A 20,833-nucleotide genomic window follows, 5' to 3' on the forward strand; every position below is an offset into this window, starting at 1 on the left:
CCATGAACCGCCCCCCGCTGCCCCTGGCAGCCCTGCTGCTCGGCGGCCTGCTGGTCGCCACGGGCCCCGCCTGGGCCTCCACCCCGGCGACCAACGCCAAGGACCACGAGGCCAGCGAGCAATCCTCGCCGGCCAACCAGCCCGGCCACGTCCAGGGCCTGAAGGAAACCGGCAACTACACCGTGACCGCGCTGCCCGAGGGCCCGCTGCACCTGGAGCCGCCGAAGCTGCCGGACCTTTCCGGCTACACCGCCGCGGCGGTGGAGCAGAAGATCGTGCGCAAGCCCGGCGGCAAGGCCGTGGTGCAGCGCATGGTGCAGCAGCAACCGCTGAAGGAATTCACCGGCGGCCAGAACCGCCTGGCCGAGTGGGTCAAGCGCCAGCGGCAGATGCCCCAGGCCATCTTCATCGAGGGCGGCTACGTCAACCTCGCGCAGCTCGCCGGCAAGCTCGGCAAGGCGCTGGAACAGGTCGAGCCCGGCGTGTTCGTCGCCCGCCTGCCGATCGTGGTCAGCCAGGGCGCAACCCTCGAGATCGACGGCAAGGTCAAGGAACTGCGCCTGTCCCAGGACCGCGGCGCCTTCCTGGTCAACGACGGCAAGCTGTTCGTGCGCAACACCAAGGTCACCGCCTGGAACGAGGCCAGGGGCGAGCCGGCCTGGTTCAAGAGCCCCAACGAGTTCCGCCCCTTCCTGATCTCCTGGGGCGGCGCCGAGGCGTACCTGGTCGACAGCACCTTCCAAAGCTTCGGCTACAACGCCTCCAAGGCCTACGGCATCTCCATCTCGCAGTACAGCCCGGGCATGGACAAGACCATGAAGCGCCCGCGGCCCAAGGGCTGGGTGATCGGCTCCACCTTCGTCGACAACTGGTACGGCTTCTACTGCTACGAGGCCGACGACCTGGTGGTGCGCGGCAATACCTACCGCGACAACGTCATCTACGGCATCGACCCGCACGACCGCTCGCACCGCCTGATCATCGCCGAGAACACCGTGCACGGGACGAAGAAGAAGCACGGCATCATCGTCTCGCGGGAGGTCAACGACAGCTGGATCTTCCACAACAAGACCTACGACAACCACCTCTCCGGCATCGTCCTGGACCGTAACTCCGAACGCAACCTGGTGGCCTACAACGAGGTGTACCGCAACCACTCCGACGGCATCACCCTGTACGAGAGCGGCGACAACCTCATCTACGCCAACCAGGTGCTGGGCAACCGCCGCCACGGCATCCGCATCCGCAACAGCGTGAACATCCGCCTGTACGAGAACCTCGCCGCCGGCAACCAGCTGCTGGGCGTGTACGGGCACATCAAGGACCTGTCCAACACCGACCGCAACATCGACCTCGACCCCTTCGACACCAAGGTGTCGCTCATCGTGGTCGGCGGCAAGCTGGTCGGCAACGGCTCCGGCCCGCTGTCGGTGGACTCGCCGCTGTCCCTGGAACTGTACAAGGTGGCCATGCTCGGCCCGACCAAATCCTCCGGCATCAGCTTCAACGGCGTGCTCGGCGAGAAGCAGGACCAGATCCTCGACCTGCTCGTGCGCCAGCAGCGCGCCGTGCTGATCGACCCCGTGGAAAGCCAGGCCGAACTGCAGAATTGAGGACCCGTACCATGACCATCCGCCCCCATCATCTGCTGCGCCTGTCGAGCCTCGCCGCCGGCCTGCTGCTGGCCCACGGTGCTCTCGCCGCCGGCGCCGCCGACGCCGGCGCGCCGACCTACAGCGCCCTGCCGGCCGCCGGCCTGTGCCCGGCCGCGGCCGACGACAAGGCCTACAACACCAAGTACCTGGGCTTCTTCACCCACCTGGTGCCGGCCCAGGAAGACTGGCTGTTCCGCACCACCTACGACCTGCGTACCGACTTCGGCACCACGCCCGAGGGCTGGCGCGAGCTCAAGGCGCTGAACGAGGCGCTCAAGCGCCGCGGCGTCGAGCTGATGGTGGTCTACCAGCCCACCCGCGGCCTCATCAACCGCGAGAAGCTCAGCCCCGAAGAGAAGGCCGGCTTCAACTACGAGCTGGCGAAGAAGAACTACCTGGCGACCATCGCCAGGTTCCGCGAGGCCGGCATCTACACCCCGGACTTCTCGCCGCTGTTCGACGAGAAGCAAGCGCACCCCTACTACTTCAAGGGCGACCACCACTGGACGCCCTACGGCGCCATGCGCAGCGCGAAGATCGCCGCCGAAACCCTGAAAGAGATGCCCGCCTACGCGGACATCCCGAAGAAGGAATTCGAGAGCAAGCGCGTGGGCCTGCTGTCCAAGCTCGGCACCTTCCACAAGGCCGCCGCCCAGCTGTGCGGCAGCAGCTACGCGCCGCAGTACGTCGACCGCTTCGAGACCGAGCCGGTGGGCGACAGCGGCGGCGGCGACCTGTTCGGCGACGGCGGCGACCCGCAGGTGGCGGTGGTCGGCACCTCCAACAGCGGCCCGGCGTACAACTTCGTCGGCTTCCTGGAGCAGTACGGCAAGGTCGACATCCTCAACAACGCGGTCTCCGGCGGCGGTTTCGACAGCTCGCTGCTGGCCTACCTGACCAGCAAGGAATTCCACGACAAGCCGCCGAAGATCCTGGTCTGGGAATTCGCCACCCACTACGACATGGCGCAGAAGAGCTTCTACCGCCAGGCCATGCCCCTGGTGGCCAACGGCTGCGCCGAGCAGAAGGCCGTGCTCAGCCGCAAGGTCAAGCTGCACGCCGGGCGCAACGAGGTACTGCTCAACAGCGGCGCGCTGCCGATCCGCAGCGGCAGCTACACCGCCGACGTCACCTACAGCGACCCGGGCATCCACGAACTGAAGAACACCGTCTGGTACATGAACGGCCGCCGCGAGCAATTGAAGATCGAGCAGTCCAAGGCCGTGGACACCGGCGGGCGCTACGTCTTCGAGCTGCGCAACGACGAGGACTGGCCGGACCAGCAGTTCCTCTCCCTGGAAATCGAGGCGCCCGACGACATGCCGGCCGGCCTCGAGGTCGAGGCGAAGCTGTGCCAGACGCCGCAGATCAAGGCCACCGACAGCCGCGTGGCCGGGAGGTAGAACCATGTCCATCCAGCGACTTTCCCGCAGCAAGACCCTGCGCCTGCTCTGGCCGGCCATGGCCCTGGGCAGCCTGGCCAGCCTGTACGGCCAGAGCAGCCAGGCCGCCGACCTGGTGCCGCCGCCGGGCTACTTCGCCGCGGTCGGCGAGCGCAAGGGCGACGCCGACAGCTGCCCGGCGGTGCCCGCGCCCTACACCGGCTCGCTGCAGTTCACCAGCAAGTACGAGGGCTCCGACTCGGCGCGCGCCACCCTCAACGTCGCCGCCGAGGGCAAGTTCCGCGAGCAGATCAAGGACATCACCGACATGGAGCGCGGCACCACCAAGCTGATCACCCAGTACATGCGCAGCGGCCACAAGGGCGACCTGGACTGCGCACTGAACTGGCTGACCACCTGGGCCCGGGCCGACGCCCTGGAGAGCGCCGACTTCAACCACACCGGCAAGTCCATGCGCAAATGGGCCCTGGGCAGCCTGTCCTCGTCCTACCTGCGCCTGAAGTTCAGCAGCAGCCGCCCGCTGGCGGCCTACCCGCAGCAGGCGGCGCAGATCGAACAGTGGTTCGGCAAGCTCGGCACCCAGGTGGTCAGCGACTGGAGCAACCTGCCGCTGAAGAAGATCAACAACCACAGCTACTGGGCCGCCTGGTCGGTGATGTCCACCGCCGTGGTGACCAACCGCCGCGACCTGTTCGACTGGTCGGTGCGCGAATTCAAGGTGGCGGCCAGCCAGGTCGACGCCCAGGGCTACCTGCCCAACGAACTCAAGCGCCGCCAGCGCGCCCTGTCCTACCACAACTACAGCCTGCCGCCGCTGGCGATGATCGCCGCCTTCGCCCAGGTCAACGGCGTGGACCTGCGCCAGGAGAACAACGGCGCGCTGCAACGCCTGGCCGAACGGGTGATGCAGGGCGTGAACGACCAGCAGGACTTCGACCGCCGGACCGGCAACGACCAGGACATGACCGACCTGAAGGAAAACAGCAAGTTCGCCTGGCTGGAGCCCTACTGCGCGCTCTACAGCTGCGCGCCGAAGACCCAGGACTGGCGCAGGAAGATGGAGCCGTTCAACAGCTTCCGCCTCGGCGGCGACGTAACCAAGGTGTTCAACCGCGGCAACGGCAGCTGAGGCAACGGCGGATAACCGCGAACGGTTATTCGCCCTACGTTCGGACTGCCCCCTGGCGTAGGGCGAATAACGCTCCGCGTTATCCGCCGCCTGACCGCCCTTCCCGCACACGCGGGGCCCAGCGATACCCCGACCCAAGCGCACAAGACGCCGGGCGGGCGCACCACCTTAGCGACACAACGGGGAGGAACTGGCGGGTGACACCGGCCTTTTCCTTGCGCGCCAAGCGGCGCCGGAAGGGCTGGAGCCACCCAGGGTACGAAGCTCCAGAGCGAGACGGGCAATGGTCTTTTCTTCCAACGTGTTCCTGTTCCTGTTCCTGCCGATCTTCCTCGGCCTGTACTACCTGAGCGGGAACCGCTACCGCAACCTGTTGCTGCTGGTGGCCAGCTACATCTTCTACGCCTGGTGGCGCGTGGACTTCCTCGCCCTGTTCGCCGGGGTGACGCTGTTCAACTACTGGATCGGCCTGCGCATCGGCGCGGCCGGCGTGCGCACCCTGGCGGCCAAACGCTGGCTGATCCTCGGCGTGGTAGTCGACCTGGCCGTGCTGGGCTACTTCAAGTACGCCAACTTCGGCGTCGACAGCCTCAACCAGATCATCACCTCGTTCGGCCTGCAGCCCTTCGTGCTCACCCACATCCTGCTGCCCATCGGCATCAGCTTCTACACCTTCGAGTCGATCAGCTACATCATCGACGTGTACCGCGGCGACACCCCGGCCACGCGCAACCTCATCGACTTCGCCGCCTTCGTGGCGATCTTCCCGCACCTGATCGCCGGCCCCGTGCTGCGCTTCAAGGACCTGGTCGACCAGTTCAACCACCGCACCCACACCCTCGACAAGTTCGCCGAAGGCTGCACCCGCTTCATGCAGGGCTTCGTCAAGAAGGTGTTCATCGCCGACACCCTGGCGGCCCTGGCCGACCACTGCTTCGCCCTGCAGGACCCGACCACCGGCGACGCCTGGCTGGGCGCGCTGGCCTACACCGCGCAGCTGTACTTCGACTTCTCCGGCTACAGCGACATGGCCATCGGCCTGGGCCTGATGATGGGCTTCCGCTTCATGGAGAACTTCAACCAGCCCTACATCAGCCAGTCCATCACCGAGTTCTGGCGGCGCTGGCACATCAGCCTGTCCACCTGGCTGCGCGACTACCTGTACATCAGCCTGGGCGGCAACCGCGGCAGCACTTTCCAGACCTACCGCAACCTGATCCTGACCATGCTGCTGGGCGGCCTGTGGCACGGCGCCAACGTCACCTACATCATCTGGGGCGCCTGGCACGGCGTGTGGCTGGCCATCGAGCGCGCCCTGGGGGTGAACGCCGCGCCGCGCGCGCTCAACCCGCTGAAGTGGGCCTGCACCTTCCTGCTGGTGATCGTCGGCTGGGTGATCTTCCGCGCCGAGAACCTGCACGTGGCCTGGCGCATGTACGAAGCCATGTTCAGCTTCGGCGACTGGAGCCTGTCCGAGCAGAGCCGCGCCAGCCTCACCGGCCTGCAGGTGGGCACCCTGGTGGTGGCCTACGTGGTGCTGGCCATCTTCGGCCTGCGCCAGTTCTACAACCAGCCGCTGCAGGCCAAGGCGCCGAAGGCCGCGGCCAAGGCCGACGAAGTCGCCGCCGACGGCCCGGCCAGCGCCCAGCCGCGCAGCCCGCAGGACGCCGAGGGCGACCCGGCGGCCATCGCCTACTCGCGCAGCGGCGCCGCGGTGTACCGCCCGCACTGGCTCACCCAGCTGCCCGTGCTGGCCACCCGCGCGGCACTGCTGGCGCTGTTCGCCGCCTCGGTGCTGAAGCTCTCCGCGCAGAGCTACTCGCCCTTCCTCTACTTCCAGTTCTGAGCGAGGCCGGACCATGCAACCGACTATCTCCAGACCTCTGCAATACGCCTACGTCGCCGCCTTCGGTGCTCTGCTGGTCGGCCTGGCCGGCGGGTCGCTGAAGGCCTTCCCGAGCTTCGCCGCCGCCGAAGGCACCACCGTGCTCAACGGCAAGCTGGCCCACGCCTTCGAAGGCCACTACGACGACCAGTTCCCCATCAAGCGCCTGGGCACCAACCTCTGGGCCGCGCTGGACTACGCCCTGTTCGACGAAGGCCGCCCGGGCGTGGTGATCGGCAAGGACGGCTGGCTGTATACCGACGAAGAGTTCAAGCCGGCGCCCAGCCTGACCCAGCTGGACGACAACTGGGCCCTGGTGCGCGGCGTGCAGCAGGAGCTGGAGCGCCGCGGCGTGAAGCTGGTGCTGGCGATCATCCCGGCCAAGGCGCGCATCTACCCCGAGTACCTCGGCAAGGAGCAGCCGGCGCAGCTGCACGTCGGCCTCTACGACGAGTTCCTTCAGCGCGCCCGCCAGGCCGGCATGGCCGCGCCCAAGCTGCTGGACACCCTGGAGCAGGCCAAGGACAACGGCCAGGTGTTCCTGCGCACCGACACCCACTGGACGCCGCTGGGCGCCGAGGCCGTGGCCCAGCGCCTGGCCCAGAGCATCCGCGAGGGGCAGAACCTCGACCTGCCGCAGCAGACCTTCATCACCGACGCCAGCAAGGCCGCGCCGCACAAGGGCGACCTGCTGACCTTCCTGCCCCTGGACCCGCTGTTCAGCGACCTGCTGCCGGCGCCGGACCAGTTGCAGGCGCGCCAGACCCACCCGGCCGAAGACGCCGCGGCCGGCGGCGACCTGTTCGGCGACGGCGCCGAGCCGCAGGTGGCCCTGGTGGGCACCAGCTACAGCGCCAACCCCCACTGGAACTTCGCCGGCGCGCTCAAGCAGGCGCTGTCCACCGACCTGATCAACTACGCCAAGGAAGGCAAGGGCCCCCTCGAGCCCATGCTCGAGCTGCTCAAGGACCCGGGCTTCCAGCAGAAGCCGCCGCGCCTGCTGGTGTGGGAATTCCCCGAACGCTACCTGCCGATGCACAGCGACCTCAGCCAGTTCGATGCCGACTGGCTGGCCCAGCTGCGCGCGGCCGGCAACCGTGACGAACGCCTGGCGGCCAACCCGCCGGGTCTGACCGCGGCGCATTGAGCGCCACGCACAGGGCGCCAGCGCGCCCCATGAAAACAGTGAAGACGGAGGTACACCCCATGACTCGTTCCAAGACCCTCGGCTGGAAGTCCCCTGCCCTGGCACTGGCCCTGGGCCTGGCCGCCTTCGGCGCCCACGCCGGCGAAGCCGCCCTCTACGGCCCGCAGGCGCCCAAGGGCTCGGCCTTCGTGCGGGCCTACAACGCCGGCAGCGGCGAACTCTCGGTGAGCGTCGGCAACGCCCAGCTCAATGACGTCTCGCCCCTGGGCTCCAGCGACTTCAAGTTCCTGCCGCCGGGCAACTACACCGCCAAGGTCGGCGGCCAGAGCCTGCCGGTGAAACTCGACCCGGACGCCTACTACACCCTGGTCAGCCAGCCCGGCGGCCAGCCCAGGCTGGTGCCCGAGCCGCCCTTCAAGAACAAGCAGAAGGCCCTGGTGCGCGTGCAGAACCTCAGCGGCCAGGCGCTGACCCTGAAGACCGCCGACGGCAAGACCGAGGTGGTCGGCAACGTCGCCCCGCAGAGCCACGGCGACCGCGAGATCAACCCGGTGAAAGTGAACCTGGCGCTGTTCGAGGGCGGCAAGAAGGTCAGCGACCTCAAGCCCGTCACCCTGGAGCGCGGCGAAGTGGTCTGCCTGTACGTCACCGGCGAGGGCGGCAAGCTGTCGCCGGTGTGGGTCAAGCGGCCGGTGAAGGCGGACTGAGGCTCACTCCATGACACCCCGGCGCGAGGCCCTAGCCCTCTCCCCCCGCCCTCTCCCTGAAGGGAGAGGGCGCTATCCGTGCAAGCGGAAAGCTCCGCGCAAGCCGGCGAGCGAGGTGGCGCCCCTTCACGCCGAACAACTCCCTCTCCCTTCAGGGAGAGGGCTGGGGAGAGGGGCTCTTAACCACCCCCCCACAAAAAATCACCAAAAAGAACACCACAAGAAGACCGGCCACACCGGCACCCAAAAATCAGCGAGCTGCCAAGACGGCCCGCACGGAGAGGTCACCCGAAACGGTAACGGCGCCCGGCGCCCCACAGAACGCATGAACGCTTTAAGGAGAAACCCCACATGATCCCCGTCATTCTTTCCGGTGGTAGCGGCTCGCGACTCTGGCCCCTTTCCCGCAAGCTGTATCCCAAGCAGTTCCTGGCCCTGGCCGGCGAGCACACGCTGTTCCAGCAGACCCTCGAGCGCCTGGCCTTCGAAGGCATGGAGCCGCCGCTGGTGGTGAGCAACAAGGAACACCGCTTCATCCTCCAGGAACAGCTGGAGCAGCTGAAGCTCAAGACCCAGGGCATCCTGCTCGAACCCTTCGGCCGCAACACCGCCCCGGCCGTGGCCATCGCCGCCATGAAGCTGGTCGCCGAAGGCCGCGACGAACTGCTGCTGGTGCTCCCGGCCGACCACGTGCTGGAAGACCCCCGCGCCTTCCAGCGCGCCCTGGCCCTGGCCACCGTCGCCGCCGAGAAGGGCGAGATGGTGCTCTTCGGCGTGCCGGCCAGCCGCCCGGAAACCGGCTACGGCTACATCCGCGCCAGTGCCGACGACAAGCTGCCCGGCGGCGTCTCGCGGGTCGAGCGCTTCATCGAGAAACCCGACGAGGCCCGCGCCCGCCAGTTCGTCGAGCAAGGCGGGCACTTCTGGAACAGCGGCATGTTCCTGTTCCGCGCCAGCCGCTTCCTGGAAGAACTCAAGCGCCACGACGCCGACATCTACGACACCTGCCTGCTGGCCCTGGAGCGCAGCCAGCACGAGGGCGACCTGGTCAACATCGACCCGGCCACCTTCGAGTGCTGCCCGGACAACTCCATCGACTACGCGGTGATGGAGAAGACCCAGCGCGCCTGCGTGGTGCCCCTGGCCGCCGGCTGGAACGACGTCGGCAGCTGGTCGTCGATCTGGGAAGTGCACGACAAGGACGCCAACGGCAACGTCACCAAGGGCGACGTGCTGGTGCACGACAGCCGCAACTGCCTGGTGCACGGCAACGGCAAGCTGGTCTCGGTGGTCGGCCTGGACGACATCGTGGTGGTGGAAACCAAGGACGCCATGATGATCGCCCACCGCGACCACGTGCAGGACGTGAAGAAGGTGGTCAACGAACTGGACGCCGCCGGCCGCAGCGAAACCCAGAACCACTGCGCCGTCTACCGCCCCTGGGGCAGCTACGACTCGGTGGACATGGGCGGCCGCTTCCAGGTCAAGCACATCACCGTCAAGCCCGGCGCGCAGCTCTCGCTGCAGATGCACCACCACCGCGCCGAGCACTGGATCGTGGTCTCCGGCACCGCCCAGGTGACCTGCGACGACAAGGTGTTCCTGCTCACCGAGAACCAGTCCACCTACATCCCCATCGCCTCGGTGCACCGCTTGGCCAACCCTGGCAAGATCCCGCTGGAGATCATCGAAGTGCAGTCCGGCAGCTACCTGGGCGAAGACGACATCGAACGTCTGGAGGACGTCTACGGTCGAACCGAAGAGAGCGGCATCCGTGCCCAGGTGGCCGCTCGCTAGTTGAAGGACGGCGTCTCCCCCATCGATGCCAATCGCCCCCAGGCCCAGTGCCTGGGGGTTTTTCTTTGTGCGCGGGGAATGGCGTGGGTGGGGCGGCGATGGGTATCGCTTCGCTCAACCCATCCTACGGGGCTGCCTTGCAGGCCACGCCGGGGCTCTTCGTAGGAGCGCGCCCTGCGCGCGAATCGCGGGCAAGGCCCGCTCCTACAACTCAGGCCCCCCGCAGGGCGCATAACGCCAACAGTTCCCGGGAAGCACGGTCGTAGGACCTTGTCCGCGATAGCCGCAGGCCCCGGCGCGATTCGCGGATGAGATCCGCTCCTACGCCGCCCCACCCACGCCATTCCCCTGTAGGAGCGCGCCCTGCGCGCGAATCGCGGGCAGGGCCCGCTCCTACAGGTATCCCGGCATCAACTTTCGAGCAGCTCCACGCTCTCCGGCGCGCGGCGCATCAGCACGCGGCCGTGGCGGATGGAATACAGCGCCCTGGTCTGCTGGCGCACCGCCTCGTAGTCGCTGTCCACGCCCAGCACCAGCAGGTTGGCCGGGCGGCCGGCGGCGATGCCGTAGCGCTCGCCCAGGTTCAGCGCGCGGGCGCTGTTGTCGGTGACCAGGTCGAGGCTGCGCTGCAGGTCGTCGAAGCCCATCATGTGGCAGATGTGCAGGCCGGCATCGAGCACCCGCAGGATGTTGCCGTTGCCCAGCGGGTACCAGGGGTCCTTGATCGAATCCTGGCCGAAGCACACGTTCATGCCGGCGCGGTCGATCTCGGCCACGCGGGTCACGCCGCGGCGTTTCGGGAAGCTGTCGAAGCGGCCCTGCAGGTGGATGCTCTCGGTCGGACAGGAGACGAAGCTGATGCCCGAGCGCTTGAGCAGGCGGAACAGCTTGGAGCAGTAGGCGTTGTCGTAGGAGCCCATGGCCGTGGTGTGGCTGGCGGTGACGCGCGCGCCCATGCCGCGCACCCGCGCCTCTTCGGCGAGCACTTCGAGGAAGCGCGAGCTGGGGTCGTCGGTCTCGTCGCAGTGCACGTCCACCAGGCAGCCGCTGCGCTCGGCCAGGTCCATGAGGAACCTGATCGAGCTGACGCCCTGCTCGCGGGTGTTCTCGAAGTGCGGGATGCCGCCGACCACGTCGGCGCCCAGGCGGATCGCCTCTTCCATCAGCGCGCGGCCGTCCTCGTAGGACTCGATGCCCTCCTGCGGGAAGGCGACGATCTGCAGGTCCACCAGGTGCTTGGCCTCTTCCTTCACCTCCAGCATGGCCTTGAGCGCCGCCAGCGTGGGATCGGTGACGTCGACGTGGGTGCGCACGTGCTGGATGCCGTGGGCGGCGAGCATGCGGATGGTGGTGTGTGCGCGGGCCTTGGTGTCTTCGTGCGTGATGGTTTCCTTGCGCTGCGCCCAACGCTCGATGCCCTCGAACAGGGTGCCGCTCATGTTCCACTCCGGCTCGCCGGCGGTGAGGGTGGCGTCGAGGTGGATGTGCGGCTCGACCAGGGGCGCGATCACCAGTTGCCCGGCGGCGTCGAGGTCCTCGCCGGCGGCGGCGACGCTGGCCGCCTGCGGCAGCACCTCGGCGATGGTCTCGCCCTCGCAGCGGATGGTGAACAGGCCTTCTTGCTTGCGCAGCTTGGCGTTGACGATCTTCATTGTCTTGGCTCCTCGGGCTGGGCGCTGGACATGCGGCGGATGAGCAGCGCCATGGATGCGTTCAGGCGGAACTGCGGGTCGTCGAGGGACTGGCCGCTCAACGACTCGATACGTGCGATCCGCTGGTTCAGGGTGTTGCGGTGGATGCCCAGGCGCTGGGCGGCGCGCAGGGCGTTGCCGCCCTCCTGGAGCAGGGCGTCGAGGGTGTCGACCAGCAGTTGCGGCTGCTTGCGCCCCGGCGCCAGCAGGGCGCCGAGGGTGTCGTGAAGGAACTGCTCGATCACCGTGCGATCGGGAATGGCCCGCAGCAGGCGCAGCACGCCCAGCTCGCGGTAGTCGCAGAGGCCGCCCGGCGGACGCAAGCCCTCGGCCACCTCCAGCGCCTGGCGCGCCTGCAGCAGCGCGCGGGGGAAGTCGGCGCAGTCCGCGGCGGGCGCCGACAGGCCGAGGTAGGCGCGCAACGGCAGCTCCCGCGCCAGTGTCGCCGCCAGCCCTTGCAGGGCGTCGCGCCCGCAGGCCTGCTCGCAGTCGGCCAGCAGCAGCACGAACAGGTCGCCCTGGACGAGGGTCGGCAGCGCGTCCGGCAGGTTGCGCTGCCAGTCCTCCAGGCGGTCGAGCAACTGCTGGCGGTACAGCTGCAGGCGGCGCTCGGCCTCCTCCGGGGCGTGCTCGCGGAACAGCCGGTCGATGCCGGCCAGGCGCAGCGCCACCAGGCGCCGTGGCGCGTCCAGCGGCAGCTGCAGGTGCTCCGCGCGGCGGCGGACGATGGCCAGGCTCGGGCAGTCGCCGCTGAGCAGCTGGCCGAGGATGTCGCGCCGCGAGTGCTTCACCTGGGTCATCTGCACCAGGGCCGTGCCGATCAGGTGGGTGACGATCACCATCTTCAGCGCGTAGGGCTGCTCGATCAGCGGCAGGCCCTCGGCCTCGGCCAGTTCCACCAGCGCCTCGGGGATGCGCTGGATGAACTCGTCGCCGGTGAGGATCACCAGCCCGGCGATGCCGCAGGCGATGCCCTCGCGGGCCAGGCGCAGCAGGTTGGCCTCGTCGCGCGGGTGGTTGATGCCGGTGACGAATACCAGCTCGCCGCCCATCACCCACTCGGCGATGCCTTCGTTCTCCGCCACGTAGGACCAGCGCACGCTGCGCCGCAGGTTGCGCGCGCCGGCCCGCAGGCTCAGGCTCTCCAGCCCCGGCAGGCGGAGGATTTCCTCGACGCTCAGGCTCAAGCGCGCGGCTCCGCCACGCCGGCGCGGGCGCGGGCGATCTCGCCGAGCACGATGTAGCAGGCCGCCGAGGCGCCGATGCCCACCAGCGGGGCGATCCACGGCGAGGCGTAGGCCAGCGCCGCGCCCACCGCATAGGACACCAGGCCCGCGACGTTGAACGCCGGGATGTGCGGGCCGACCAGCGCCGGGTAGTTGCCGCGGTGGCGATGCCAGAAGTCGGCCATGATCACCCCGCCCAGCGGCGGGATGATCGAGCCCAGCAGCACCAGGAAGGGAATCAGCCACTCGTACATGCCGCCGATGGCCAGGACGATGCCCACCCCCGTGGCGAGCAGCGTCATGCTGCGCCGGCGCTCGCTGCGCACCAGGTGGCAGGCCGCGGCGGAGACGTTGTAGATGGTCGGGCCCTGGATGGTCCACAGGTTCAGGCAGAGCATGACCACCGCGGCGAACGACAGCCCCTGCAGGACCATGACTTCGACGATGTCGGCGTTCTGGTAGACGATGGCGCACCAGGCGCCGGCGACTATCATCAGGCCGTTGCCGACCAGGAAGCTGATGACGCTGGCGGCCACTGCGATGCGCCCGCTGCGCGCCATGCGCGTCCAGTTGGTGGCCTGGGTGGCGCCGCTGGCGAAGGTGCCGAAGACCATGGTCACCGCCGCCGAGAAGGTCATGCCGGTGCCCGGCTGTACCGCCAGCAGCCCGGCCCAGCCGCCGGCCTGGTGGGTGGCGATGACCATGGACGCCACCAGCAGGACGAACATCAGCGGCACCGACACCCGTGAGAGCAGGTCCAGGCCCCTGAAGCCGATGATCGCGGTGATGCTGAAGAGCAGGCCGAACAGCACCATCAGCGGAATGGTCAGCCAACCCGGCAGGGCCAGCATCTTCACCAGCACGATGGCCACGGTGGCGGTGCCCCAGGCGTACCAGCCCAGCTCGGCGAAGCCCAGGAGGAAGTCCGACAGCTTGCTGCCGCGCTCGCCGAAACAGAAGCGCCCCATGAGCACGGTGTTCAGCCCGCTGCGCGAGGCGATCAGGCCCAGGGCGGCGGCGTAGACGGCCAGCAGCGTGTTGCCGACGACGGCGACCCAGAGCATGTCGACGAAGTCGAAGGCCATGCCGATCTTGCCGCCGGCGAACATGGTGCCGGTGAAGAAGGTGAAGCTGAACAGGACCATGGCGATGGGCAGCAGCCCTTTGCGCCCTTCCCTGGGCGTGGCGCTCAGGGGGAATTCACTGGGGGAACTCATGGATGTCTCCGCGAGGTGGTTGGATGTCTGTCGGCCTGGAGCAAGGAGCGGGCCGGAAAGGCCGACGGGGAACGACGCGGAAACCTTTGAGCATGACGAACACCGAGTGATGTTCAGAATGCACACTTCCCAAGGGAAATATGCCGCCGCGTGCCTGCTCAAATGTGCATTATGCGGCTTTTCGAGGCAGAAGGCAGCGCCCGGCGCACCAAATCCGCGCAACCTTGACCCAGGTCGCTAGCACGGCTCGAAGTCGTTCGAAGACCGGCGGATTTGCTAGGCTGCTGCGCAAGTCCCCGCTGGAAGCACCCATGTTCTTCGGCATCCTCCTCATCGTCACCTGGATCATCCTCCTGCTGCGCTACCCCGCCCGCGCCCTGCCGATCTCGGCCGCGGCCCTGGTCGGCCTGGGCCTGGTGGCGGCCCTGGCGATCTGGCAGGACAGCCGCGACCAGCGCCGCCTGGAGCGCCTGGAACTGCGCATCCGCTACGCGCCGACGCTGTGCCCGGCCGACCGCCCGCTGCGCGTCGACCTGAAGAACGGCAGCGACGCGCCGCTGCTGGAGCTGCGCTGGAAGGTCGCCGCCTACCGCCCCGGCGACACCACCGACCTGGCCGAGAACCTCTACGAGGCGCCGCGCTACCGCGCCCCCGGCGCGCTGCTCGGCGGTGACGCCTGGAGCGACTGCCTGCCGCTGCCGGCGCTGCGCCCGGGCTACCGCGCCAGCACCCTGGAGTTCCGCGCCGAGCGCATCGAGGGGCGCTTCGGCGATTGAGTTCACCCGCGCGGCGCAATCCGTTAGGGTAGGCGCCGAACACCCATGCCGCCGCGCACGCCAAGGAAAGCCGCCATGCCCCAACCCGTCGCCCTGATCACCGGTTGCTCCAGCGGCATCGGCCGCGCCCTGGCCGAGGCCTTCCAGGGCGCCGGCTACAGCGTCTGGGCCACGGCCCGGCGCGACGAGGACGTGGCCGCCCTGGGCCAGGCCGGTTTCCGCGGCGTGCAGTTGGACGTCGACGACGGCGCCGCCATCACCCGCCTGGCCGAGCAGCTGCGGCGCGAGGCTGGCGGCCTGGACGTGCTGGTCAACAACGCCGGCTACGGCGCCATGGGCCCGCTGCTGGACGGCGGCGCCGAAGCCCTGCGCCGGCAGTTCGAAACCAATGTCTTCGCCGTGGTCGAGCTGACCCGCGCCTGCTTCCCGCTGCTGCGCGAGCGCCGTGGGCTGGTGGTGAACATCGGCAGCGTGTCCGGCGTGCTGGTCACTCCCTTCGCCGGCGCCTACTGCGCTTCCAAGGCCGCGCTGCACGCCATCGACGAAGCGCTGCGCCTGGAGCTGGCGCCCTTCGGCATCGGGGTGCTGGAAGTGCAGCCCGGCGCCATCGCCTCCCGCTTCGGCGCCAACGCCAACCGCAACCTGGATGCCCTGGTGGCCGAAGGCTCGCCCTGGTGGCCGCTGCGCGAGTTCATCCGCGCCCGCGCCGGCGCCTCCCAGGACAAGCCCACCCCGGCCGCCGAACTGGCTCGCCAGCTGCTGGCCGCCGTGCAGCGCCAGCCACGCCCGCGCCTGCTGCGCGTCGGCCACGGCAGCCGCGCCCTGCCGCTGCTGGCCCGCTGGCTGCCCACCGCCCTGCTGGACAGGGCCCTGAAGAAACGCTTCGGCCTGGACGGGAGCCTCTAGCCATGCCCATCCGCACCCGCTACTACGCCCTGGGCGGCATCCTCGTCGCCATGGTCCTCAACGTGCTGCTGCGCACCCTGCTGCGCTACGGCCTGGTGCCGGTGAACCTGCTGGTGGCGCTGGCCATCGGCGCCGGCATGGCCTTCTTCTTCGCCCGCCGCGTGGGCCGCCTGCCCAGCGTCGGCGAGCGCTGGCGCCTGCTCGGCTTCTACGCCGCCGGCCTGGCCCTGCTGTACCTGGCGCTGGTGGCCCTGGCCGCCTGGCGGAACCCGCCGAGCCACGCCGCGCTGCTGCTGTACCTGGTGAACTACCTGGTCTACCCGCTGGCCGCCTGGTGGTTCTTCCGCCCACCGGTGCAGACGCGCTTCCTGCCCCGCTGATCGCCGCGGGGCGCCTTCACGTTTTTTTCACAATCTTTTCATCCGGCCTTTATCGCCCGCCGCCTACTGTCTGCGCTCCGCCAGCCAGGAGGCCGCCATGCGCCCCGCCCTGCCCTTCGCGGCCCTGCGCCGCTGCCTGCTCGCCCTCGCCCTCGTCGCCGGGGCGGCCCACGCCGACCAGCGCCCCGCCGACTGGGCGCAACCGGTGGACAAGTCGTTCAACCTCTACCGCATGTCGCCCACCCTCTACCGCAGCGCCCTGCCCGACGGCCAGGACCTGCCGCTGCTGCAGCAACTGGGCGTGCACACGGTGCTGAGCTTCATCAAGGACGACGACAAGGCCTGGACCGGCGCCGCACCGCTGCAGGTCCTGAGCTTCCCGACCCACGCCGACCGCGTCGACGACGCCGACGTGATCCGCGTGCTCAACCTGCTGCAGGCCGCCCAGCAGCAGGGCCCGGTGCTGATGCACTGCAAGCACGGCAGCGACCGCACCGGGCTGTTCTCCGCCATGTACCGCACGGTGGTCCAGGGCTGGAGCAAGGAGGATGCGCTCAGGGAAATGCGCGAAGGCGGCTTCGGCAGCGCCGACGACATGGCCGACGCCATCCACTACGTGCAGAACGCCGACGTCGACGCCATCCGCCAGGCCATGGCCGAGGGACGCTGCAGCCCCAGCCCGTTCAGCCTGTGCCACCTGCGCGGGCTGGTGGAGGTGCCGGTGGCCCCGGCACCGGTGAGCGTCGCCCAGGCCCATCCGGCCAGCTGAAAGCATTCACCTGCCGGCCCGCGGTGCGCTAGGCTGGGGCTTTTCCCCCGCGACAGGCTTGCCATGACCTCCCCTCGCTTCAGCGCCGTCACCCACACCCGCCTCATCGACCACGCCGGCCTGGATGCCTTCTGCGCCGGCTACGACGGCTTCATCCTCGACCTCTGGGGCGTGCTGATGGACGGCGCCGAGGTCTTCCCCGGCGCCCTCGCCTGGCTCCGCCGGCGCGCCGCCGAGAGCAGGCCGGTGTGGTTCCTCAGCAACGCCTCGCGCAGCGTCGCGGAAATGGCCGACACCCTGGCGCGCCTGGGCGTGCCGCGCGAGCTGTACACCGGCATCACCACCTCCGGCCAGTTGGCCATCGACGCCATCGAGCACGATGCAGGGCTGCAGGACGGCGGCATCTACATCGCCGGCGTGGGCGATGCCCTGGAAACCTGGCCGAAGCACATCCGCGAGCGCTTCGATGCGGATATCCACAAGGCCAGGGCGATCCTCGGCGTCGGCAGCTTCCCCCAGGACGAGCTGGAGGCGCGCTTCGAACCGCTGCGCCAGGCCCTGGAGCTGCCCTTCCTCTGCGCCAACCCGGACCGCGTGGTGGTCTCCGCCGGGCGCACGGTGTTCGGCGCCGGCCGCCTGGCCGAGGCCTTCGCCGAGGAAGGCGGCGAGGTGCGCTGGTTCGGCAAGCCGGACCCGGCGGCCTTCCGCATCGCCGAACGGCAGCTGCAGGCCCGCGGGGTGCAGAACATCCTGTTCGTCGGCGATTCCCTGGTGACCGATGTGCCCGGCGCCCTGGCCGCGCGCATCGACACCCTCTGGCTGGCCGCCACCGGCATCCACCGCCAGGCCCTGGGCCTGCCCTTCAACGGCGAACTGGATGCGGACAAGGTGCAGGCGCTGCTCGACGGCTACGCAGTCCGACCGCACTTCGCGGCGCCCGGGCTGGTCTGAAGCAGGGACGACAGCTGCGGGAAACCGCCCCATGCCGGGCTTCGCGATCAGGAGCGGAGCGTCCCGGACGGGCGCTTCGGGTTCGCCTTCGCAGCGGCCTGCGGCCAAGGTCAAACGGCGTATAACCGCGAACGGTTATACGCCCTACGCTCAGGTGGCGTCGTTGGCCAGCCCCGTAGGGCGCATAACGCCTACGGCGTTATCCGCCGCCATCGCCGGGCGCCGATGTTCCAGCCGGCGGCTACAGCCAAACGGCGTATAACCGCGAACGGCTATACGCCCTACGCTTGCGCGGCGCGGACGGGGCTGCCTAGGCCGGCACCAGCGTCACCCAGTAGCGGGTGCGGTACAGCGCGCGGACCGGCAGGCTGCGCTGCAGGGCGGCGATGGCCTGCTCCGGCTGGTCCAGCGGGAACACCCCGGAAATCGCCAGGCCGGCCACCGCCGGGTCGCAGCGCAGCACGCCCGGCCGGTAGCGCGACAGTTCCGTGCACAGGCGCCCGAGGGTCCATTGCCGGGCCACCAGGTAGCCGTCGCTCCAGGCCAGGGCGTCGGCGTCCAGGTCATCGACGCCATACAGCCCCTGGCGGTCGAAGCGGGCCTGCTGGCCGGCCTGGACCACCCCGGCGACATGTCCGCCATCGCCCGGCGAGACGGCTACCGCGCCCTGCTGTACCGCCAGCAGCGCATCGTGGCTCTCCAGGCGCACGGCGAAGCGCGTGCCCAGGGCCTGCAGGCGGCCCTGGGCGGTGTCCACCCAGAAGCCGCGGCCGGCGGCGTCGTGGCCGGTCTGCACGAGGATTTCCCCGGCCAGCAGGCGGATGCGCCGGCTGTGGGCGTCGAAGGCCAGGTCGATGGCGCTGTCGGTGTTCAGCTGCAGCCAGCCGCCATCGGGCAGCTCGATGCGCCGGCGCTCGCCGACGCCGGTGCGCGCCTGGGCCAGCCAGCGCGAGTCGCGCAGGCCGTAGGCGCCGCTGCCGAGCACCGCGGCACAGCCGGCCAGCAGCATCAGGTTCTTCAGCGCGCGGCGCCGCGTGGGGTCGAAGGCGGCCTGGCGCAAGGCGCTGCTGGCAGTTTCCGGCGCCACGCCGGCCAGGCGCCCGTCGAAGAAGTCCAGGCGCTGCCAGGCCTGCTCGTGGCTCGGGTCGGCGGCGCGCCAGCGCTGGCAGGCGGCCTGTTCGTCGGCGCCGGCCAGCCCCGAGGCCAGGCGCACGCGCCAGCCGATGGCCTGCTCGACCACGCCGTGTTCCAGCGGCTGCGCCCGGCTCATGAATACAGCGCCTGGTAGCAGTGGGCGAAGGCCTGGGTCATGTACTGCTGCACCGAGCTGAGCGACACGCCCAGCTGCTCGGCGATCTGCGGGTAGGTCAGGCCGTCCAGCTGCGACAGCAGGAAGGCGCTGCGTACCTTGGGCCTGAGGCCGTCGAGCAGGCGGTCGATCTCCATCAGCGTCTCCAGCACCAGGGCGCGCGCCTCGGCCGAGGGCGCCTCGGCCTCCGGCTGCTGCGCCAGGCTGTCGAGCCAGGCGCGCTCCAGGCTCTGTCGGCGGAAGTGGTCCACCACCAGGCCGCGGGCCACGGTGGCAAGGAACGCGCGCGGTTCGCGCAGGCCCTTCAGCTCGCGGCGGCCGAGCAGGCGGACGAAGGTATCCTGGGCCAGGTCGGCGGCCTGCTGGTGGCATTCCAGGCGGCGGTAGAGCCAGCCCAGCAGCCAGTGGTGGTGGCCGGCGTAGAGTTCGCCGACCTGGGAATGGGTGGAAGCGGACGGGGACGACACGGGAGCCCTCTGCGCCAGGTGGCGCGTTGCACCGGGGGTGCGCCTGTGAACACCCCTCAAATGCGAAGCCTTATCATTTGCGCAAAGATGCCATGAGTGCGTCATCCCGGCAAGGGGCGGCGATGGATGGAAAGGCATTCCCGAGCCGCGTCGACTCGCAGGATGGGTTGAGCGAAGCGATACCCATCGCCATGGCCGCGCACCGCGCCCTTGTAGGAGCGCGCCCTGCGCGCGAATCGCGGGCCGGGCCCGCTCCTACAGGTGCGGGAAAACGCCGGTGCTCACCAACCCTTGAGCTGGTCCCAGCGCCAGTTGCGGAACTGGTAGATCAGCGTGCCCAGCAGGCCGTAGGCGGCGGCCATGCCGAGCAGCACGAGGATGCGGTCGGCAACCGCCGAGAGCGGCAGGTTCATCTGGTTCATCTCCACCACCGCGCGGATCGCCCAGGTGGAGGGGATGCCGTTGGCCAGCCACTGCACCCAGGCCGGCATGGCCTGGGGCGGCCAGGTGAAGCCGGCCATGTAGAACAGCGGCAGGGTGATGAAGGTCATGGTCAGGTACACCGCCTCTTCCGAGGGCAGCAGCTCGGCGAGGAACTCGCTCAGGGCGATCACCGCCAGCAGGAAGGGCAGCACCAGGCCCATGAGCATGAAGAACGAGGCGGTCTGGCGGTAGCCCATCAGCCACGGCCAGATCACGTAGAAGAGCATGCCCAGCACCGTCCAGATCATCAGTTGCGCGGCATAGCGGCCGAAGCGCGTGGACGGCGGCTGGCGCAGCGAGCGCGGGGTGCCGCCGCGCAGGTTGAGGTTCACCCGGGTGCAGGACAGCAGCAGGCTGTGCTGCAGGATCAGCGTCACCAGCCCCGGCAGGACGATGGCGGCGAAGCTGGTGCCGGGGTTGAACAGGTCGGTGAGCTGGCCCACCACCGGGCTCAGCAGCACCTCGGCCTGGCCCGCGGTGAAGCCGTTGCGCAGCAGCAGCGCGGCGTTGTAGCGCAGCGTCAGCTCGTTGTAGGTGGCGCTGATGTCCTGCTGGATCTGCCCGTTGGCCATGCGGTTGGTGGCGTCGCCGAAGATCGGCACGCTCACCGCCTCGCCGCGCAGCACGCGCTTCTCGAAATCCACCGGGAGGATGACGATGCCGAACAGCTTGCGCCAGGCCAGGTCGTGCTGCGCCGTGGGCAGTTCGCTGTAGCTGCGCACGGCGATCTTGGGCGCGGCGTCGAGCAGGCGGATCAGCTCGCGGGAGGCGGCGCTGTGGTCCATGTCGATCACCGCCACCGGCAGGTCGTCCATGGTGCGGTGGGCATAGGGCAAGGTGGTCAGCGCCACCGACAGCACGGTCAGCAGCCACAGCGGCTTGCCGAGCATGTTCTTCAGCGTCTGCCTGAGGACGTTCCAGAAGTTCTCCATGGC

18 protein-coding genes are annotated in these 20,833 nt (G+C 69.3%); 12 read left to right on the plus strand and 6 right to left on the minus strand.

What is annotated here, in order from left to right; all coding sequences use genetic code 11:
- Nucleotides 1-2: 2 nt before the first annotated feature.
- The 7 genes from algG to VV867_RS23895 all read left to right on the plus strand — a co-directional run bounded on the left by algG (nt 3) and on the right by VV867_RS23895 (nt 9,723).
- Nucleotides 3-1,613: a mannuronan 5-epimerase AlgG gene (gene algG, locus VV867_RS23865; protein WP_328567722.1), complete on the plus strand. Its 1,611-nt coding sequence runs from the start codon at nt 3-5 to the stop codon at nt 1,611-1,613.
- An 11-nt stretch (nt 1,614-1,624) separates the two neighbouring features.
- Nucleotides 1,625-3,058 (plus strand): alginate O-acetyltransferase, encoded by a 1,434-nt coding sequence (locus tag VV867_RS23870; protein ID WP_328567723.1) that lies wholly within the window; start codon nt 1,625-1,627, stop codon nt 3,056-3,058.
- Between the two features lie 58 nt (nt 3,059-3,116).
- On the plus strand, nt 3,117-4,187 hold the full coding sequence (locus VV867_RS23875; protein WP_425343514.1) for a mannuronate-specific alginate lyase: 1,071 nt from the start codon (nt 3,117-3,119) through the stop codon (nt 4,185-4,187).
- 283 nt (nt 4,188-4,470) lie between these two features.
- The gene (locus VV867_RS23880; protein WP_328567725.1) at nt 4,471-6,033 is read left to right on the plus strand and encodes an MBOAT family O-acyltransferase; all 1,563 of its coding nucleotides are present in this window, start codon (nt 4,471-4,473) and stop codon (nt 6,031-6,033) included.
- A gap of 13 nt (nt 6,034-6,046) precedes the next feature.
- Nucleotides 6,047-7,219 (plus strand): alginate O-acetyltransferase, encoded by a 1,173-nt coding sequence (locus VV867_RS23885; RefSeq protein WP_328567726.1) that lies wholly within the window; start codon nt 6,047-6,049, stop codon nt 7,217-7,219.
- Nucleotides 7,220-7,248: 29 nt separating this feature from the next.
- Nucleotides 7,249-7,926: an alginate O-acetyltransferase AlgF gene (gene algF, locus VV867_RS23890; protein WP_328567727.1), complete on the plus strand. Its 678-nt coding sequence runs from the start codon at nt 7,249-7,251 to the stop codon at nt 7,924-7,926.
- A 351-nt stretch (nt 7,927-8,277) separates the two neighbouring features.
- Nucleotides 8,278-9,723 (plus strand): mannose-1-phosphate guanylyltransferase/mannose-6-phosphate isomerase, encoded by a 1,446-nt coding sequence (locus VV867_RS23895; protein ID WP_109932280.1) that lies wholly within the window; start codon nt 8,278-8,280, stop codon nt 9,721-9,723.
- A gap of 410 nt (nt 9,724-10,133) precedes the next feature.
- On the opposite strand, the gene codA is transcribed toward VV867_RS23895, so the two are convergent.
- Genes codA through codB form a run of 3 tightly spaced genes read right to left on the minus strand, consistent with a single transcriptional unit; the run spans nt 10,134 to nt 13,857 of the window.
- Nucleotides 10,134-11,375: a cytosine deaminase gene (gene codA, locus VV867_RS23900; protein ID WP_328567728.1), complete on the minus strand. Its 1,242-nt coding sequence runs from the start codon at nt 11,373-11,375 to the stop codon at nt 10,134-10,136.
- The gene (locus VV867_RS23905) at nt 11,372-12,601 is read right to left on the minus strand and encodes a PucR family transcriptional regulator (RefSeq protein ID WP_328567729.1); all 1,230 of its coding nucleotides are present in this window, start codon (nt 12,599-12,601) and stop codon (nt 11,372-11,374) included. The genes codA and VV867_RS23905 overlap by 4 nt, the downstream gene beginning before the upstream one ends.
- On the minus strand, nt 12,598-13,857 hold the full coding sequence (gene codB / locus VV867_RS23910) for a cytosine permease (RefSeq protein ID WP_328567730.1): 1,260 nt from the start codon (nt 13,855-13,857) through the stop codon (nt 12,598-12,600). The genes VV867_RS23905 and codB overlap by 4 nt, the downstream gene beginning before the upstream one ends.
- Nucleotides 13,858-14,168: 311 nt before the next feature.
- On the opposite strand from codB, the gene VV867_RS23915 reads away from it, so the two are divergent.
- From VV867_RS23915 to VV867_RS23935, 5 genes are all read left to right on the plus strand, one after another.
- Entirely contained in the window at nt 14,169-14,633 is a 465-nt protein-coding gene (locus VV867_RS23915; RefSeq protein WP_275628746.1) for a multidrug transporter, read from the plus strand.
- 75 nt (nt 14,634-14,708) lie between these two features.
- The gene (locus VV867_RS23920) at nt 14,709-15,539 is read left to right on the plus strand and encodes an SDR family oxidoreductase (RefSeq protein WP_275628745.1); all 831 of its coding nucleotides are present in this window, start codon (nt 14,709-14,711) and stop codon (nt 15,537-15,539) included.
- A 2-nt stretch (nt 15,540-15,541) separates the two neighbouring features.
- Complete coding sequence (locus VV867_RS23925; RefSeq protein ID WP_328567731.1) at nt 15,542-15,919, plus strand: hypothetical protein; 378 nt, start codon at nt 15,542-15,544, stop codon at nt 15,917-15,919.
- 97 nt (nt 15,920-16,016) lie between these two features.
- Nucleotides 16,017-16,688: a tyrosine-protein phosphatase gene (locus VV867_RS23930; protein WP_328567732.1), complete on the plus strand. Its 672-nt coding sequence runs from the start codon at nt 16,017-16,019 to the stop codon at nt 16,686-16,688.
- 63 nt (nt 16,689-16,751) lie between these two features.
- Complete coding sequence (locus tag VV867_RS23935) at nt 16,752-17,639, plus strand: TIGR01459 family HAD-type hydrolase (protein WP_109933318.1); 888 nt, start codon at nt 16,752-16,754, stop codon at nt 17,637-17,639.
- Nucleotides 17,640-17,949: 310 nt separating this feature from the next.
- Here the strand turns inward: VV867_RS23935 and VV867_RS23940 are convergent, their stop codons facing one another.
- The 3 genes from VV867_RS23940 to VV867_RS23950 form a co-directional block, all read right to left on the minus strand.
- Complete coding sequence (locus VV867_RS23940; protein ID WP_328567733.1) at nt 17,950-18,909, minus strand: FecR domain-containing protein; 960 nt, start codon at nt 18,907-18,909, stop codon at nt 17,950-17,952.
- Nucleotides 18,906-19,415, minus strand: a complete 510-nt coding sequence (locus tag VV867_RS23945) for a sigma-70 family RNA polymerase sigma factor (protein WP_328567734.1) — start codon at nt 19,413-19,415, stop codon at nt 18,906-18,908. Before VV867_RS23945 ends, VV867_RS23940 begins: the two co-directional genes overlap by 4 nt.
- A gap of 281 nt (nt 19,416-19,696) precedes the next feature.
- Nucleotides 19,697-20,830 (minus strand): ABC transporter permease, encoded by a 1,134-nt coding sequence (locus tag VV867_RS23950; RefSeq protein WP_328567735.1) that lies wholly within the window; start codon nt 20,828-20,830, stop codon nt 19,697-19,699.
- Nucleotides 20,831-20,833 lie beyond the last annotated feature (3 nt).

Source organism: Pseudomonas sp. JH-2 (assembly GCF_036231725.1).
Taxonomy (GTDB): domain Bacteria; phylum Pseudomonadota; class Gammaproteobacteria; order Pseudomonadales; family Pseudomonadaceae; genus Pseudomonas; species Pseudomonas delhiensis.

Excerpts from the sequence above, each read along its gene's own strand:
- algG (WP_328567722.1), top strand. The coding sequence starts at position 3 with ATGAACCGCCCCCCGCTGCCCCTGGCAGCCCTGCTGCTCGGCGGCCTG.
- VV867_RS23870 (WP_328567723.1), top strand. The coding sequence starts at position 1,625 with ATGACCATCCGCCCCCATCATCTGCTGCGCCTGTCGAGCCTCGCCGCC.
- VV867_RS23875 (WP_425343514.1), top strand. The coding sequence starts at position 3,117 with ATGGCCCTGGGCAGCCTGGCCAGCCTGTACGGCCAGAGCAGCCAGGCC.
- VV867_RS23880 (WP_328567725.1), top strand. The coding sequence starts at position 4,471 with ATGGTCTTTTCTTCCAACGTGTTCCTGTTCCTGTTCCTGCCGATCTTC.
- VV867_RS23885 (WP_328567726.1), top strand. The coding sequence starts at position 6,047 with ATGCAACCGACTATCTCCAGACCTCTGCAATACGCCTACGTCGCCGCC.
- algF (WP_328567727.1), top strand. The coding sequence starts at position 7,249 with ATGAAAACAGTGAAGACGGAGGTACACCCCATGACTCGTTCCAAGACC.
- VV867_RS23895 (WP_109932280.1), top strand. The coding sequence starts at position 8,278 with ATGATCCCCGTCATTCTTTCCGGTGGTAGCGGCTCGCGACTCTGGCCC.
- codA (WP_328567728.1), bottom strand. The coding sequence starts at position 11,375 with ATGAAGATCGTCAACGCCAAGCTGCGCAAGCAAGAAGGCCTGTTCACC.
- codB (WP_328567730.1), bottom strand. The coding sequence starts at position 13,857 with ATGAGTTCCCCCAGTGAATTCCCCCTGAGCGCCACGCCCAGGGAAGGG.
- VV867_RS23915 (WP_275628746.1), top strand. The coding sequence starts at position 14,169 with ATGTTCTTCGGCATCCTCCTCATCGTCACCTGGATCATCCTCCTGCTG.
- VV867_RS23920 (WP_275628745.1), top strand. The coding sequence starts at position 14,709 with ATGCCCCAACCCGTCGCCCTGATCACCGGTTGCTCCAGCGGCATCGGC.
- VV867_RS23925 (WP_328567731.1), top strand. The coding sequence starts at position 15,542 with ATGCCCATCCGCACCCGCTACTACGCCCTGGGCGGCATCCTCGTCGCC.
- VV867_RS23930 (WP_328567732.1), top strand. The coding sequence starts at position 16,017 with ATGCGCCCCGCCCTGCCCTTCGCGGCCCTGCGCCGCTGCCTGCTCGCC.
- VV867_RS23935 (WP_109933318.1), top strand. The coding sequence starts at position 16,752 with ATGACCTCCCCTCGCTTCAGCGCCGTCACCCACACCCGCCTCATCGAC.
- VV867_RS23940 (WP_328567733.1), bottom strand. The coding sequence starts at position 18,909 with ATGAGCCGGGCGCAGCCGCTGGAACACGGCGTGGTCGAGCAGGCCATC.
- VV867_RS23950 (WP_328567735.1), bottom strand. The coding sequence starts at position 20,830 with ATGGAGAACTTCTGGAACGTCCTCAGGCAGACGCTGAAGAACATGCTC.